At 41.4% G+C, this 17,528-nt stretch carries 8 protein-coding genes; 1 reads left to right on the forward strand and 7 read right to left on the reverse strand.

Features of this window, described 5'->3' with window-relative positions; genetic code table 11:
• The first annotated feature begins 199 nt into the window (after positions 1–199).
• Positions 200–1,699, forward strand: coding sequence for a sodium/proline symporter PutP (gene putP / locus M0221_RS07720; RefSeq protein WP_011513904.1), 1,500 nt, complete (start codon positions 200–202; stop codon positions 1,697–1,699).
• Positions 1,700–1,787: 88 nt separating this feature from the next.
• Here putP and M0221_RS07725 read toward each other — a convergent pair whose 3' ends face one another.
• The 7 genes from M0221_RS07725 to M0221_RS07755 form a co-directional block, all read right to left on the reverse strand.
• Entirely contained in the window at positions 1,788–3,332 is a 1,545-nt protein-coding gene (locus M0221_RS07725; RefSeq protein ID WP_201532067.1) for a porin family protein, read from the reverse strand.
• A 126-nt stretch (positions 3,333–3,458) separates the two neighbouring features.
• Positions 3,459–7,835: a transferrin-binding protein-like solute binding protein gene (locus M0221_RS07730; protein WP_483283465.1), complete on the reverse strand. Its 4,377-nt coding sequence runs from the start codon at positions 7,833–7,835 to the stop codon at positions 3,459–3,461.
• A gap of 500 nt (positions 7,836–8,335) precedes the next feature.
• Entirely contained in the window at positions 8,336–11,956 is a 3,621-nt protein-coding gene (locus tag M0221_RS07735) for a transferrin-binding protein-like solute binding protein (protein ID WP_483283466.1), read from the reverse strand.
• A 230-nt stretch (positions 11,957–12,186) separates the two neighbouring features.
• A complete protein-coding gene (locus M0221_RS07740; protein ID WP_181210054.1) occupies positions 12,187–13,575 on the reverse strand; it encodes an OmpP1/FadL family transporter in 1,389 nt (462 codons plus the stop codon).
• Between the two features lie 380 nt (positions 13,576–13,955).
• Entirely contained in the window at positions 13,956–15,335 is a 1,380-nt protein-coding gene (locus M0221_RS07745) for a hypothetical protein (RefSeq protein WP_483283467.1), read from the reverse strand.
• 404 nt (positions 15,336–15,739) lie between these two features.
• Positions 15,740–16,999, reverse strand: a complete 1,260-nt coding sequence (locus M0221_RS07750; RefSeq protein WP_483283468.1) for an OmpP1/FadL family transporter — start codon at positions 16,997–16,999, stop codon at positions 15,740–15,742.
• 210 nt (positions 17,000–17,209) lie between these two features.
• Entirely contained in the window at positions 17,210–17,491 is a 282-nt protein-coding gene (locus M0221_RS07755; RefSeq protein ID WP_483283469.1) for a SlyX family protein, read from the reverse strand.
• Between the last annotated feature and the right edge of the window lie 37 nt (positions 17,492–17,528).

Consider the following 17,528-nt stretch of genomic DNA (forward strand, 5'->3'; position numbering starts at 1 on the left):
ACAACATTGTTTGATAAGTATTGGTCCTAAAACAGCATCAATCATATAAAACTAACAGAAGATATTGAATAAAAGCCATTATGTCCTACTTAATGGCTTTTTTTGTCTTTAGATATTGTTTCTAAACATCGTCTTGCAAGACTTAATTTTTCTCGTTAAAAATAATGACAGCCAACAACGTTGGTTAAGGACTATTTATATGAACGGAGTTTCTAGTGGCGTGCTGATATCACTTGGCGCCTATTTCTTAGTGATGATCGGGATTGGGGTTTATGCTTATTTTAAGCAAGCCAATGATACCGAAGGCTATATGCTTGGTGGTCGTAGTCTCGGTCCTGCGGTAACCGCTTTATCCGCTGGCGCATCAGACATGTCCGGTTGGCTATTACTTGGTTTACCGGGTTATATGTATGCCGATGGCGTCGTGAGTATTTGGATTGCCCTCGGTTTGACATTGGGTGCATTTTTAAACTATATCATCGTGGCACCGCGCTTACGTGTTTACACTGAGATTGCAGATAATGCCATCACATTACCTGACTACTTTGCAAATCGATTCGAAGATAAGTCGCATATGCTGCGTGTTATCTCAGCAGTTGTAATTATTTTATTCTTTACTGTTTATACAGCAGCTAGCTTAGTTGGTGGTGGTAAACTGTTTGAAAGCTCACTCAACTTATCTTATACCACAGGTTTGTGGGTGACTGCTGGTGTGGTTGTCGCCTATACTCTATTTGGCGGCTTTTTAGCAGTGTCAATGACTGACTTTGTACAGGGCATTATCATGCTATTTGCGATGGTTATTGTACCTGTTGTAGCCTTTACTGATCTTGGCGGCATTTCAGCCACAACTGAGGCGGTCAGGAACATTGATCCAAGCTTACTTAATGTCACCAGTGGTATGACAATCCTTGGTATTGTCTCGTTAATGGCTTGGGGTTTGGGGTACTTTGGGCAGCCGCATATTATTGTACGCTTTATGGCTATTCGCTCAGTCAAAGATATACCAACGGCACGTAACATTGGTATGAGCTGGATGATTGTGAGTCTAATTGGTGCATTGATGACTGGTTTTGCAGGTCGTGCTTATGTACAAAAAACAGCAATGACTTTAGATGATCCTGAAACTATCTTCTTAGTATTCACCCAGTTCTTATTCACGCCATTAGTTTCAGGCTTCTTGTTAGCCGCTATTTTAGCCGCGATCATGAGTACAATCTCATCACAGCTATTGGTCGTATCAAGCTCACTAACCAAAGATGTGTATAAGCTGTTTTTTGATAGAGATGCACCAGAAGCCCGCCAAGTAATGGTCGGTCGTCTTTCAGTTATCGTGGTCGCCGTCGTTGCTATTTTGCTAGCTTCTAATCCTGAAAGCTCTGTATTAAGTTTGGTCTCTAACGCTTGGGCAGGATTTGGTGCGGCATTTGGACCGTTGGTTATTTTCAGTCTTATCTGGCGCGGTATGAACCGAAACGGTGCGGTTGCTGGTATGGTCGTTGGTGCATTAACTGTCATCTTATGGATCTATGGTCCTTTCCAGATGAATGGTATGGCACTAAATAGCTGGTTATACGCTATCGTTCCAGGCTTTATCTTAAGTACCATTGCCATCTTTGCTGTAAGTATTATGACAGGTGGTCCAAAAGCCTCAGTCTCAGCGAAGTTTAAAGAAATGGAAATGAACTTAGATCAATAAGCACTTTTTAATTACTGCTGTTAAATTAGAAAACCTCGCTATCGTGGCGAGGTTTTTTTTATGAGGATAACCTATCAAATCGGTAGCCCTAAAAAGTTTTGGTTAATAATACCGTCGCTGATTTTTCATCACGATCATCATAATAAGCAAAGTTACTTGAGGTTGTTTCATAATCAAATACCAACCGCGGCGTCAGTCCCCATAAGGTAAAATCACGTTTCCATACTTGCAACCCTAAGGAAGCCGTTTTGTCTTCTCGTTTCGAGCCTGATTCACCACCAACCGCATCATAGTAACCTTTCAAGGCGCCACCTGCTAATCCCTCTGCAGGATCATCATATTTTTTAATACCATAACCCGCTGTCGTCAACGTTGAGAGACCTTTTTTCCATTCACGACCCCAACCGCCGTTAATTGAGTTACGATCATAACTAATGATGCTAGATTGCGGTACATCATTTCTATAGTTGCCTAAACCTCCATAAAAATATTCTTTGGCATCTTTAATATAAAAAGCATTTAACCCAAGGAATCGCCCATCTGTTTCACGATTTACATTGCTATCATCTTCAAAAGTTTCGTTAGAAAAAATAGTCGTGGCAGATAGCTTAAGCTTTGGTTTGACCCAGCGTGAGCCACTAATCGTTACCCCTTTACGTAGACTATAAGGTTCTTCATCATAATAGCGCTTGGTGATAAACGGCGTGAGCGAAACATCATTTTTGGCATCATCGTAGCCGACACCAGTAGAGGCAGTCAGCAGATAGTCATTATAGTCAGTTTCGTCCCAATAACCTTTTAAGGAGGCATTACCACCTACAGTGGCGTAGAAATTGTTGGGCAGATTGAAGCGTTTATTGGCACTACCAGAGACCTGAATCCCGTTAGCTGATTGTTGCTCAACAGACTTACCTAACTGAGATTGGATAGTCTTCGACGGTGCATCGTTAATATTGTTATCTCTTACGTAGCTTGCAGAGGCATTAAACTGCCATTTTTCTGAACTCTGGATTTGAGACAATGAATTTTTAACTCGAGCCATAATAGGTATAGGAAGATCTACCGACTGCAGCTTTAAAAACTGTTCTTTAGCAGCTGCATATTGCTTATCGGCTTGCATGGCAATAGCCATATTTAGACGTACAGGATGAAAGTCTGGGTCTGCTGCTAGCATTTCGCGATAAATGGCTATCGCTTGTCTGTTCTTAGCTTCACTTCGATATACCAGTGCATCAGCAAACTTGATCAGCATCGGATCATTACTTTTTAGAGTTTTATAGTGCGGTAATAATGCTTTGACGGTTTCCATATCTTGAGCGGCAAGCGCTGTATTTAAAAATTGGCTAAACTTTACCGGATCTGCCATCAGTGTGGCTAAATTATAAGCGCTTGCCGTTGCCAACTGCTGACGACTTCTGATTGCATCTTGCGCTTCTGCATCTGATATGGCGGTAGAGGGAGCGGTAGGGTCTGATACAGAAGTTTGGTTCTGTCTTTTGACAAGCTCGGCTGCTTGGTCAAGCTCAGGTTCTACTATTGAAGTACTTGTATCTGCTATAGCTGGTAGAGACACCGCTATCATTGATAACAAAATCGACATGGTGAGCGGTTTACGCATATATTGATTATTCATAGGTATCCTTACCATATTACATTTGTTTAGTCTTAAAGCTTATCCATCGTAAATGACTTTAAAAACTTAATCGAGCAAAAAAGCGCCCTAGGACGCTTTCTTTTTGTTTTATACAGTCATATTAACTTATTGCTTTTCAGCGCCAAATGTTCCTTGGAACTTGGTTCCAGTACCAGCTATCGTTCCCTTACCACCTTGTACTGATGCATCCTGATAGATACCACCTAAAAACTTAGCACCTTCTCCATAGAACCCACCAGCGGTATCGATACCACCTGCATTACCAGCAAAAGTATTGCCTGTGATAGTGGCGTCAATTTTTATTTCACTGCCAGCAGGCATGTATTTATAACCCGTACCTTTAAATGACAACGTGCCATCTACTGAACCATTAACAAAATCAACATTGAAAGCGGAAGTGCCATTAACTGGAGCAGTAGAGGCATTATCTGCTAGATGGATATTTTCAATATAAGTGGCCACCCCATTATATTGCGCCTTGCCATCATTAATATTCTTTAGATTATCCATACCCGCTTGAGAAGTTAAATAGCCTTGTACATAAACGTTGGCTGCTCGTGAGACCTCCCCAGCCAATGAGTCAAAATTACCATACACATGCCCTACTTGCATTTGGTTGTCAAAGTTTTTGTAGACCGCATTATATTTAAAAGTTGGATTAGAGCCACCTTTACCTGCATCTACTGTTACTGACCCATTATTGGTGAGAGATACTGATATAGGTGTTAATACACTTTCTGGCTTAACCATATCGCCGCGGACAACTCCAGTATTAAAATTGGTAAAGTTATCGCCCTCACGGTTATCGATAGGAACAATGCTACCGTCTTTATTCTCTGTCTGCTTAAAATCAGACTTATCATCACGAATCTGCACATAACCAATTGTATTATCCAATTTGCCTAGACCAAAAGGTAGAGTCTTCTCTTTACTACTTAATGCAGTTGACTGGAAACCTGTCATTTTAGATTCTGTAGGATCTGGAACCACTTCTACTGTTGGATCTAACTTAGTAGCGCCATAAGTTCCTTTAATATAATTAGTACCTGGGATTTCTCTTTCATAGACACCACCTAGTAAACCCGCACCTTTACCATAGAAACCGCCAACGGTATTAACAGCTGCACCTTTTTTACTAGCAAATGTATTGTTAGAGATATCTGCAGCAATATCTACTTGTTTATCAGCAAAGTTTAGCTCACCTTTCACTAATTTAGCGACGAAGTCGACGTCAAACTTAGAAGTACCGTCGACTGCGATTTTCCCGCCTTCTACATAGGTAGACACCCCTTTATAATTTGCTTTACCTTCATTGATATTGGCTAACTTGTCCATGTCACTAAGGTTGGTAGCATTACCTTGTACATAGGTGGTAGATAAGTTTTTATTGTATGCTGAAGCAATTGTACCGCTTTTGATATCACCAAATATATGACCAATCTGCATCTGATCATCAAAGTTTTTATATACCGAAGAGTAATTAAAATTTCTTTTATGGACCGTATTACTTAAACGTCCTTCAAACGATATATCATTTTTATATTCTTTAAAACCATTATTACTCGTACCATAAGTCTTATCAGTAGCACCATCATCAGTACCTTTTAGCGTTACATCGATTGGTTTTAAGGAAGCTCTTCCATCTAACTCATTAGCATAAACTTTGAGTTTGTTATAACTATTAGAGTTGCTATCGAATGTTCTGTCATCAGAATCCAAAGAGGTACTTTGTACGCCTGATACTCTCGAATCTGGAGCTGCAAACTTGTTAGCAGCTTCTAATGCGGCAGCTTCTGCAGCCTCTGCTCTAGCTATGGCTTCATCTCTTGCGCGCTCCGCACTAGCTTTAGCAACAATTGCTTCATTTTTAGCAATTTCCGACTCTGCTTTAGCAGCTTCCGCTACATGTTTAGCCATCTCTGCTGCTTTCTGTGCTTGTAAGGCTTTTTCTTTTGCTTCTTTTTCCACCTTAGCATCACCGACAGCTTTATCAGCAGCAGTCAGGGCTTTTAAAGCCGCATCTTCAGCAGCAGCTTGGGCAGCTTGTGCGGCGACTCTTGCAGCGTCTGCCATTGATGCCGCTTGTTGTGCAGCAGCTTCAGCGGCTTCGGCTCTTGCTAATGCCGCTGCCAACTGATCTGTACCATTACCCGCATTGGCTAACGCCTCTTCTGCTCTTTGCAATGCAGCTTGCGCTTTGGCAGCATCCGCTTTTGCTTTATCAGCCGCCGCTTGGGCAGCAGCCGCTTGAACTTGGATAGCAGCAATGGCGGCATTGGCTTTATCAGCCGCCGCTTGAGCTTCGGCAGCCGCTTGCTGTGCAGCGGTTTGTTTATCACTCTTGGCACCATAAGTACCTTGAGCGCCGTTACCTTCATAGACACCGCCTAGATACTGCGCGTCACCACCAAAGAAACCCCCTTCGGTTGCATAGCCTGCATTGCTGGCAGCCGTGCCTGAGAATTGATTGCCGTTGATGCCGGCAGTTAAACCAATTTTACCGGCATTAGCAAAGGTAAGATCACCTTTGACATTCTTGGCGACAAAGTCTGCTGTGAAGACTGATTTACCAAACTCTATGTCTTGACCTAAACCAAGTTTGCGATAGGTCGCATCCCCTGTGTATCCAACCTTACCTTCGGTTGGCATATTAGCGGCTTGAGTGGCATTACCTATTATGGCAATCCCATTGACTGGCAACTGTGTTGTACCAACCGCTGCTGCACCGTCGATGTGACCAATGCGCATGTCATCGCCAAAATCCTTATAGGTTGAGGTGTAGGTCAGCGGTAAAACACCAAGCGCAGTTGTGGTAATACCAGTACTATCATCATGTGATTTAAAACCGCCTTGTAAGTTAGTATCATCTGCACCAGAAGTAGTGATATTGACTATTGGCAATAAACCACCTGATGCAATATCTGCTCGAGCTTCAACACTATTAACAGTGGCTTCAAAGTCACGGCTGTTAGCTTTAAAGGCATCAGGTAGACCAGCAGGTGTTGGGTCAATATTCAGTGATTGAACGCCGCTTTTCTTCGATTCAGGGGCGTTCTTAATGGTAGCTGCTTTTAGAGCGTCTTTTGCTTCTTGTGCCGCTCTGTTTGCGGCGGCTATTTGGGCCGCGACAGCAGAAGCGGCTTCAGCTTGGGCTTGTTGGGCAGCTATTATTTGGGCATTAGCAGCATCAAGGGCTGCTTTGCGACGATCCACTTCTGCTTGTAAGGCGGCGCTATTACCACTACCTGAAGCTAGGGCATCTGCTAAGGCTTGTTCTGCGTCCGCCAATGCTTTTGCGGCGGCTGCAAGCTCCCCTTTGGCTTTGTCTGCTTCAGCTTGTGCTGCTGCCGCTTTTTGCTTTTCAAGTACAGCTTGTGCTTGGGCAGCCATTGCTTGATTATTTGCTGACGTGGCTTGTTGTTTGGCTTCTTCTTTAGCAGCGATCTCTGCATTAAGTGACTCTTGTACTTCTTTGGACTTAGTTTCTGCTGCTAGAACACGGGCATCAGCTGCTTGAACCTTATCCTCAGCATTTTTTACTTTTGCTACTGCTTCTGCTGCTGCTTTTTTAGCAGCGTCTACTTCTACTGCAGATGCTTTTGCGGCTGCTTCAATTTTTGCGGCTGCTTCTATTCTAGCTGCTTCAGCAGCGGATTTCGCTTGAATTGCTTCTACATTTGCAGTGTCTATAGCAGCTTTAGCAGCGGCAGCAGCTTCTTTCGATTCTTTACCAAACTTTTCTTCTGCGGTTTTCAATGCTTCTGTGGCCGCTTTGGTTTTAGATTCAGCGACTTTAAGCGCTTCTTCTGCCATCTTAGTTTTTGCTTCTGCAGCTTGAGCATTAACTTGTGCTGTTTCTTTTGCCGCTGTTTCTGCTTTAAGGGCCTGTTCTATTTGTTTTGATTGAGCTTCTGCTACTTGGGTACGGGCATCAGCTGCTTGAACCTTATCCTCAGCATTTTTTACTTTTGCTACTGCTTCTGCTGCTGCTTTTTTAGCAGCGTCTACTTCTACTGCAGATGCTTTTGCGGCTGCTTCAATTTTTGCGACTGCTTCTATTCTAGCTGCTTCAGCAGCGGATTTCGCTTGAATTGCTTCTACATTTGCAGTGTCTATAGCAGCTTTAGCAGCGGCAGCAGCTTCTTTCGATTCTTTCCCAAACTTTTCTTCTGCAGTTTTAAGCGCATCTGTGGCCGCTTCGGTTTTAGATTCAGCAACTTTAAGCGCTTCTTCTGCTATCTTAGTTTTTGCTTCTGCAGCTTTAATGGCTTTTTCAGACTCGCTAATAGCACCACTTCCTCCGGCATTATCCCCATCACCAGGCAAAACCGGTGTTGGATTTGGAGAAGTTGCGTTATCACCACCACTACTGGCACACGAGGATAATATAATCGCGCTTAAAATAACCACACTGGCTTTTAAAGGAGTATTTAATTTCTTTGCTGATGATGCCATCAAGACTGGGTGGTGATTAGGTAACATTTATCTTCCTCCATGAAGATCTTAAGTTTAGTTGATGCATTAGATAACAAACATAAGTTTATTAATATGCATAGATAAACAAATTACCTGTAAGAAGTCAATTATAATAAATGAAATAATGTCTATTAAAATATCTAGTTACAAATTAATGTCGTATTTTGAATATACGCTGTAATTATGATATAAATCGTATCAATACGATTGATAAAACCATTTATTTCAATAAGATATAGGAATATTTTTGATTAAATATCTATAAAAATATTTCCGATAAGAGTGATGTATATTTATCTTCTCTCATAAACTACTATTTTTATAAATAAACTATAGTTTATAAAAATTATTAAAATCCTCTTAAATAAATTCAAAATTTAATAGACCATTTTTTTGTCTATAAATTATTTAATACTAATCTGCTGCTCACTTCATTCAATTCGAAGAAAGATAAAGCTAAAAAAAGCACCCTAGGGTGCCTTTTTTAGCTTTATCTTTAAATTATTTTATTGCTTCTCAGCGCCAAATGTACCTTGGAACGTTGTTCCTGTGCCATTAGTCGTGCCTGAACCACCTGGTTGTAATGCTTCTTGATATATGCCACCCAAGAACTTAGCATCCTCACCATAGAATCCGCCTGAGGTCTGAACTTTGCTAGCGCTGGTTCCAGCAAATGAATTACCAGAAATAGCTGCGCTGATATCAATGCTCTTACTGATGCTATCAAATGCTAGGTTACCTGTTAATGTGTCATTAACAAAGTCAACATCGAAGTTAGAAACGCCGTCTACCTTTACTGTACGATCAGCAGCACTAAAATGTAAGTTATCTACATAAGTTGCATTACCTGCATATTTAAATAGGCCATCATTAATACCCGTATCTTTGTTAAACTGAGCCAAATCTTTCATGTAATTCATGTCTGCAGCAGCAGTTAGTTTGCCCTGTACATAAACACTAGAAACTCGAGCGGCTTTGCCAAAGGGAGAGTTAGCATCGCCCGTTACATGGCCTATTTGCATTACTTCATCGAAATTTTTATAAACCGATTGATAAGGTAGCGTTAAGGAGAGTTTAAAAGGCTTAAGAACATTTACGTTAGTTGAACCACTGTATACCTTAAAGTCTTTTGTGTTACTGGCGTAAACACTATCACCAGCGCTGGCTATTGTCGCCGTAACGCTTTTTTCAACCGTGTCAGGCTTAGTTAAATCAGCACGTGCAGTCAACTTATCAAAAGCAGTAAAATTATCACCATCACCAGTGTTAACAAAAGTGTCACTTCTGTCAGTAGCCCCTTTGCTATCCTTATCATTCCAGAATGATCTAAAACCAATAGCGTCAGCGTTAGATAAGGTGAAACTTTGCACGCCTGTCATATTGCTATCGACGGGGTTATTTTCATTCACTGGCGGCGCAGGTGGGGTTACTATAACTTCGTTGCCTTTAATTGCGCCATAGGTACCTTGAGCGCCATTACCTTCATAAATACCACCCAGGTTTTTAGCAGCATCGCCGTAGAACCCACCTTCGGTATTGTAGCCACCGTTGACAGCTGCCGTACCTGAGAATTTATTACCAGTAATGTCAGCTTTTAAATTAATGTCCCCTGCAGTAGCAAATGATAAAGTACCATCTATTTTACCTCCGACAAAATCAGCTTTGAATGCAGATGTACCGTATTCAATAGCATTACCAATACCGTTTTTGCGGTTGGTTGCATCACCAGCGTAGTTGAATACTCCTTCGGTTGGCACCGCTGTTGTGGCATTACCTACAACTATAACGCCATCTACAGGTAGTGGACCCATGCCCAAGCCAGTAGCATCTGCTGTACCATTAATATGACTGACACGCATATCACTGCCAAAGTCTTTATAGACTGAGGTGTACGTTAATGGAATGCTTGCGCTACCTAGTTCTGGGCTAGTGACAATCGTCGTTGAATCATCGACATTACTCTTATAACCATTATCGAGCGTAATATCATTATTACCAGATATATTAACCAGAACTTTTGGCAATTTACCCTCTGATGCTAAATCAGCTCGAGCTTCGAGAGAGCCGTCAGCATTAACTACAAAGTCACGCTCTGTAGTAACGAAAGCATTGCCAATATTCAGCGATTGGACACCACTCTGCACTTTAGGTGTTAACTTGTCTAACTGATCCTGTAACTCTTTAGCTTTTTGTTCAGCTGCTGCTTGTGCTGCTGCCGCGGCGGCGGCTCTATCCTGTGCAGCTTTGGCATCTGCTTCCGCCTTATCTTGAGCCACTTTAGCTGCTGTAGCCTTTTCTTGAGCTACTCTAGCCTCTTCTTTCGCAGCTGCTATATCTTTCGCAGCTGCCGATTCTGCTGCTGCAATCTTAGCAGCGGCATCTTTTTCAGCGACGGCTGTTTCTGCTTTAGCAGCGGCTGCAGCACTTTGAGCGGCAGCCGTTTCTGCCTGAGCGGCTGTCACTTTATCTTGTGCCGCTTTAACTTCTTCTTTCGCTTTATTTGCTGCTTCTTGAATGGCAATTGCTGCATCAGCTTTAGCTTTTTCTGCCGCTGCTTCCGCCGCTGCTGCTCTATCTAAGGCTTCTTGAAGTGCTTGATCATCGCCACTATTACCTGCATTGTCAGCCGCTTGTTGAGCTTTCTCTGCTTCAGCTTTTGCCTTTGCCGCATCAGCTTGGGCCTTGGTTGCCGCAGCTTGGGCGGCTGCCGCTTGTACTTGAGCAGCCGCTAGAGCTTGTGCCTTAGCATCTGCCGTCGCCTTAGCATCTACAGCAGCTTTTTCTGCAGCCGTTTGCTTGTCACTCTTCGCACCATAAGTACCTTGAGCACCATTGCCTTCATAGACACCACCTAGGTACTGAGCATCACCACCAAAGAAACCGCCATCAGTATTATAGCCACTCTGACTACCTGAGAATTTATTACCCGCAATGGTCGCTTCTAAGCCAACTTTTTTATCATTGAAGGTTAAATCACCTTTTAGGTTTTTAGCTACAAAGTCGGCGGTAAAGACTGAAGTGCCAAACTCAATATTGCTATCTACACCTAATTTGCGATACGTGGCATCACCGCTATATTTGACACTACCTTCTGTTGGCACATTTTCAGCTTTAGTAGCATTACCAACTATCGCCACACCATTGACAGGTAATGGACCGGCAACGCCATCAATATGAGCAATTCTTAGTTCATCACCAAAGTCTTTATAAGTTGAGGTATAAACCAGATCAACCTCACCTATTGATGCAGTTTTAACTTTGGTAGTATTCTCAAATGATTTAAACCCGTTAGAACCTGCTATTTGAACATCGTTATCACCACTGACTTTTAGCACGACAGGATCAGAAACCAAGCCTCCTGAAGCGGTATCTGCTCGCGCATCTACTTGGGTTGCATCTGTGATTTTAAAATCGCGTGTGGTTGTAGTCAGTTTTCCTTGACTCAATATGCTAGCATCAATACTAATATGCTGAACACCTGATTTTTTAGTTTCAGCGGCGTTCTTTATCTCTGCAGCGACCGCTGCATTTAGTGCGGCAGTCTGTGCGGCAGCTGCAGCAGTTGCTTCGACTTGGGCTTTTTCTTGTGCAGCTACAGCAGCAGCTTGAGCTGAATCAGCAGCAATTTGAGCTTGCTGTGCTAACTGAGCTTTACGAGCGGCTTCTTTTTGTAAAGCCTCTGAACCACCCCCATTTGCCAAAGCATCTTCTAAAGCTTTTTGGGCGTCTTCTTTTGCCTTAATAGCCTCAGCCTTTGCTATTTCAGCAGCGGCAGCAGCAGCTTCTGCATTTTCTTTTGCCTTAATAGCTGCTTGCGCTTTTTCTTCGGCAGCTTTTTCAGCGGCGGCTATCTTTGCAGCAGCTTCTGCTTTGGCTTTCTCAGCTTCTTCCTTTGCTTTTTTGGCTTCAGCTTTAGCTTTCTCAGCTTCTGCTTTAGCTTTTTCTACTTCTGTATCGGTTGTGCCTGGTAATGGGCTAAAAATATCTTCTAACTTATAAGAAGGATCATCTGTCGTATTACACGCTGCTAGTATCATAGTCGTCAGCAACACAACACTGGCTTTGAGCGGGGTTTTAAACTTTTTAGCGGTTGATACCGCTGAGATTGAATGACGGTTAGGTGACATTATTCTTCCTCCATGGATGATTGATAGACATTCCGTTATCTATTAATTACTGACTCAATAATTGATATAAATTAAATTGATAAACAATTAATAGCGATTAATAAGACCTGATACATATTTTCATAAAAAAGGCATTAAGTATTTGCATCTATAATCACTCAATACCTTATCTATAGTGATACTACGCTGAGCATCCGTATTACTGAAAAGCATGTGACCTTTATGTTTAACTACAAGCTCTGATAAGAAACTTTGACGCCAGCTATGTAGCCATCGTTATCTTCTGCTTTACTCACGATACTGCCGTTAGGTAATTCTCCCGTCGCATCGCCAAATTTTAGATACTTTCCACCAACTGATACTGCCCACTCTGGTGTAACGTTATACTTCACACCACCACCAAAGCTGTAATAACCTTCAATCGTACCTAGTGAGCTGACAGGATTACCTGCACCAGAGTCATATCCTACAACCACTGAACCTGCCAATTTCTCGTTAAAGCGTTTGGCTAAGCCGACATCGACTTTCCACTGGTCTTTGTCATATGAAAGTAACGGTAAACCATTGGGATCAGCGGCTTTAGAATAAGCATTATAAAGAGGCGGTACGATAGTAAAATCACTCCAAGGCACCCAACGTACATCCAATGTTCCTAGTAATTGATACTTCTCACTCAAGCCAGTTTGAATGTTTAGGTTGACTGATTCAGGGGTGGTAACAGTAGCTTCCGTAGTAGCATATTCGCTAATGGATTGGCCCAATGCAGAGTTTGGATCTATTCCAAGTTTACCCAATGCTATGTTTCTTAGCGGTGACCCTAGCAATGGCACTCTCTCAGCTATTGATGTTTTATGCTCTATTTCTGAACGATAAGTCAAAGCTGCATTTAGAGCGATCTCAGGTTTACTGTAAGCAACACCCGCGACCCAACCATAATCCGTATCCGTATTTACGTTTGCATCGTAGCCTGTTAATGGACCATAAGCTTGACCTCGCAGATGTACATCAGCTTTTGCTTTTTGTAGTACAGGACCACCATATACTTGGAAACCATTAGACTTATAGCCTAATAAACCTGTCCAAGACTCTGTATGTACACTAACCTTGGTATTTTTATTGTAATTAGGATCTAGTACAGAAGAGTTAATGATTTCGTTTGGAACAGAAGTACCTGTAGAGGAATCAGCTATTGTTGGTTTCCCAGCTTTAGACACAAAGGTATTATCGCCAGAGTATTCTACTTCAGCACCGAACGGCTCATCATAAAATACACCAACACTAATATTTTCATTGACATCAGTTTTTACGCCATAGCGCATAAAAGTATATGTATCAGGAGTGGCATTGCCAGTAGATACACCTTTTTCGTAAGCGGCTTCTGTTGAAGTAATACCGTTACGAATCTCAGTAGTAGGTGAAGTTCGAATAGCACCTGCATTATCATACGCTGTAACTTTAGTATCGATATAAGCAAAATCAACTTCAGCATATGTACCAGGGTTAAAGAAACCCTTGATTTCTTGACCTGAACGATCAAGTCCAGCAGCATTACCTATGCTAGCCACAGAAAGAGCAGTGATGGCTAACGTAAGTGTTTTTAAATGAAAGGTGGTACGCATTTTTTATCTCCAAACATCCCTGTTGTTTTACCTTTTGATCAATTAGACTATGATGACTCATTATTAAATCTACAAAAGTCCAATCATCTGTTCGGTATCCTGAAATCATACTAATATCTTTTATACATGAAATCAACAACAAAAGTACGCTATTATACTAATGTGACTGTATAGTACAAATATCATTTAATTATATTTCAAGGGATTAGTGTCAGATTCTTGTAAAAAATAGCGGCAATCGTGAAGGATAATCGAGGCTTTACACGAAACAATTCCATAATTATATTAAACATCTGTTCTGAACAAACAATAAGCAATAAAAAAAGCGACCCTTAATGGATCGCTTTCTTATCTCTAACCTATTTGTCTATAATAATGTTTTATTTAGCTTGATAAGATATTTTTACACCAGCCACATAACCATCGTTGTCTTGGAAGTCACCAACGATTTTATCTGTAGGTAGTTGACCTTGCGCATCACCAAACCATAAGTATTTACCACCTGCTGATACTGCCCAGTTCTCTGTAAGGTTATACTTAGCACCTAGACCAACACTGTAATAACCATCAATTGGACCTAATGAAGTCGTTGGATCACCAGCGCCACTATCCCAACCAACTGTACCACTAATGGCTAAAGCTGGAGCAATACGTTTAGCAAGACCAAGCTCTACCTGCCATTGATCGTCATCATACTCAACCAGATTCAAACCCTCAGGGAAACGTTGTTTACTGACTTGATTGTATACTGGAGGAGTAATGGCAAAATCGCTCCATGGTACCCAGCGTACTTTTGCCGTCGCTAACGTAGTAGGATTAATACCCGTTTGGAAATCAAAGTTTACTGACTTAGGTGTTGTTATCTCCATATCATTGACTGCTCCATTTATCCCTACCACTGGATAATCCTCTGAAATCTGCGTGTTATGCTTAATCTCAGAACGATAAGTTAATGCCGCCTTTAACGCTATCTCAGGTTTGCTAAAGGCAACGCCAGCAAGGTACCCATAATCTTGATCAGGATTTACATGAGCGTTGTAACCAGTAGCAGGACCATAGGCAAGGCCTCGCAACTTAATATCAGCTCGTACACGCTGTGCTACTGGACCACCATACACTTGAAAGTTTTTAGTGGCACCCAACTTCATTCCAAGAATGGCAGTAATATTCTCACTACGAACTTCAACGTCTGTGCCTTCACCTGCATCTGCATCTTGTTGTGCTACTATACCTGCCGCAACGGTAAGAGTCTGAGCGTTAGCTACGTTTGTCGGAGTAGGAGAAGCTGCTGCGAGTGCTCTCGCTCCTGCGGCAGTTGCGTTAAGAGCCGCTTGAGACGGGAATGCACCATTAGTCACTTCTCGAGTAGCCTGATCTCCATTACCACCTTTTGACACAAAGTTATTATCACCTTCATATTTGGCAGCAGCACCAAATGGCTCGTCATATAAGATACCAACACTAAAAGTATCATTGATGTCTGCCTTTACGCCATAACGAAAGAAGTCATAAGATTCAGCAATATCACCAGTGGCATTACCTTTAACATAGGTATTGCTTGTAGGGACATTGTTAGCACTATCAAAGCCACTAACGTCTGCGTCGATGTAGGTATAGACGGCCTCAGCATAGGTGCCATCTTGTAGGAATGCTGTAATATCTTGACCTGAACGATCAAGACCTGCAGCGTTAGACATACTGGCTATAGAAAGAGTAGCTATCGCTACAGCAAGAGTTTTTAAGTGAAAAGTAGCGCGCATTGGGTATCTCCAAACATCCTCGTTGTTAAATCATTTTCATAACTCATATTCAGTATTGTTGCTCAAAATATAAACTTATGTAAACGACGTCCTAAATGAATAGTAATGATTTTTTAATATTAAGACAACTGCTAAAATAATATATTTCTTGCGAATGACTGAAGAGTATTAATAACCAATAAAATCAAGCAAACAATAGTTTATCTATATTAATATCAATATTTTAACCATCTATATATTACTAAACTTAAGTTCTGTAAATTAATAACTTCAAATGTTCAGTAAAAATATTAGAGAATAGTATTACGGTAATACATTTTTTTAACATATGAAAAAGCGACCCATTATGGATCGCTTTTTATAGATAATGACATCAGACTTATATCAAGTTAACTTATGATATTTTAGTTAAAGTTTTGCTTAGCTTGATAAGACAGTTTCACACCAAGGGCAAATCCATCGTTGTCTTCAAAGTCACTAACAATAGTTTTGCTCGGTATCTGACCTTTGGCATCACCGAACCATAGATACTTACCGCCAGCAGATATTGCCCAGTTGTCAGTTAAGTTATACTTTGCACCAAGACCCGCACTGTAATAACCATCAATAGGACCTAGAGAGGATACTGGATTACCGGCACCACTATCCCAACCAATATTACCAGTTACTGCTAGTGCTGGGGTTAAACGCTTGGCTAAGCCCAACTCTACTAACCATTGATCTTTATCATAACTGACTAACGACAAGCCATCTGGACGATATGCTGGATTGGCTGTACTAACTTCATTATATAATGAAGGAACAATAGCAAAGTCACTCCATGGTACCCAGCGCACTTTTGCTGTGGCTAGCATCGTAGGATTAATACCCGTTTGGAAATCGAAATTTACTGATTTAGGTGTGGTAATTTCGATATCACCATCTCTAGTTGACGGGAATACAAAAGGACCTCCAGCAACTGGAGGTATAGAACCACCAACACGAGGGGCTAAAGGATATGATTCAAAAGCATTCGCATTATGTTCAATTTCTGAGCGATACGTTAGGGCAGCTTGTAGAGCAATTTCAGGCTTACTATAAGCAACACCTGCTATCCAACCATAATCTTGATCAGCATTGATATTTGTAGTATAGCCATTTGCAACCTCATAGGCAGTACCACGCAATTTTACATTCGCTTTTACACGTTGAGCTACTGGACCACCATATATTTGGAAGTTTTTATTTTCACCAAGTTTTGCACCAAGAATACCAGTGATATTTTCAGTACGTACTTCTACGTTGGTACCTTCACCATTTCTAGGTGAAAGAGGATTCTGATCTACAAAATTATTGTCACCACTATAATCAGCAGCAGCACCAAAAGGCTCGTCATATAAAACACCAACGCTAAACATGTCGTTGATGTCCGCTTTTACACCGTAACGGAAAAAGTCATAAGACTCAGCGATATCACCGATCACTTTTGGTTCAGGCTTTGATTTATCATAACCACTAACATCAGCATCTAGATAAGTATAAACCGCTTCAGCATATACGCCATCTTGTAAGAATGCCGTGATATCTTGACCTGAACGATCAAGACCCGCCGCACTCGCGACACTAGCAACAGAAAGAGCAGCGATAGCTACTGTAAGGGTTTTAAGATTAAAATTTGCGCCCATTGTGTATCTCCAAACATCCACATTGTTTACCGCTAGCCCGAACTTTGTTAGGTAGACGGTATATAAGGGGAAAGATACTAATGTTTTTCTTACACTAAAACAACATTATTTCTTCAATATGACTGGATAGTGTCTTTATTTAAAAATCCACATATAAATCTAATTAACAGAATTTGATTTATTTGCTAGTTAAGCATGGCGATATTTTGTTTAGTAATGTGGTGGTCTATCTGCCATGACGTCAAAAGGTGCTATGCCTCCTTCTTCATCTTGGCTTTCAACTTGTTTATAAATAAATTGTAATTGTCGTTGTAGCGTTTGGATATGTTTGTCTTGACGAGTAATGACGTCGTCAAGGCGTTCTACGGTCAGCTCAAGATGAGACATATTCATCTGCAGTTCAACTAACTGTAATTGTAAATCAGCTTGTGTGGCTAAGCTGTCGATTTGAAGCTTGGATACACTGTTATTTTTTGGATTTGCTTCATTCATATTTTTCTCAATACTAGATGCTATGGCTAACGATGGC

The sequence above is a fragment of the Psychrobacter sp. ANT206 genome (assembly GCF_056880555.1).

Coding starts and splice junctions, on each gene's coding strand:
- putP (WP_011513904.1), top strand. CDS start 200: ATGAACGGAGTTTCTAGTGGCGTGCTGATATCACTTGGCGCCTATTTC.
- M0221_RS07725 (WP_201532067.1), bottom strand. CDS start 3,332: ATGAATAATCAATATATGCGTAAACCGCTCACCATGTCGATTTTGTTA.
- M0221_RS07730 (WP_483283465.1), bottom strand. CDS start 7,835: ATGTTACCTAATCACCACCCAGTCTTGATGGCATCATCAGCAAAGAAA.
- M0221_RS07735 (WP_483283466.1), bottom strand. CDS start 11,956: ATGTCACCTAACCGTCATTCAATCTCAGCGGTATCAACCGCTAAAAAG.
- M0221_RS07740 (WP_181210054.1), bottom strand. CDS start 13,575: ATGCGTACCACCTTTCATTTAAAAACACTTACGTTAGCCATCACTGCT.
- M0221_RS07745 (WP_483283467.1), bottom strand. CDS start 15,335: ATGCGCGCTACTTTTCACTTAAAAACTCTTGCTGTAGCGATAGCTACT.
- M0221_RS07750 (WP_483283468.1), bottom strand. CDS start 16,999: ATGGGCGCAAATTTTAATCTTAAAACCCTTACAGTAGCTATCGCTGCT.
- M0221_RS07755 (WP_483283469.1), bottom strand. CDS start 17,491: ATGAATGAAGCAAATCCAAAAAATAACAGTGTATCCAAGCTTCAAATC.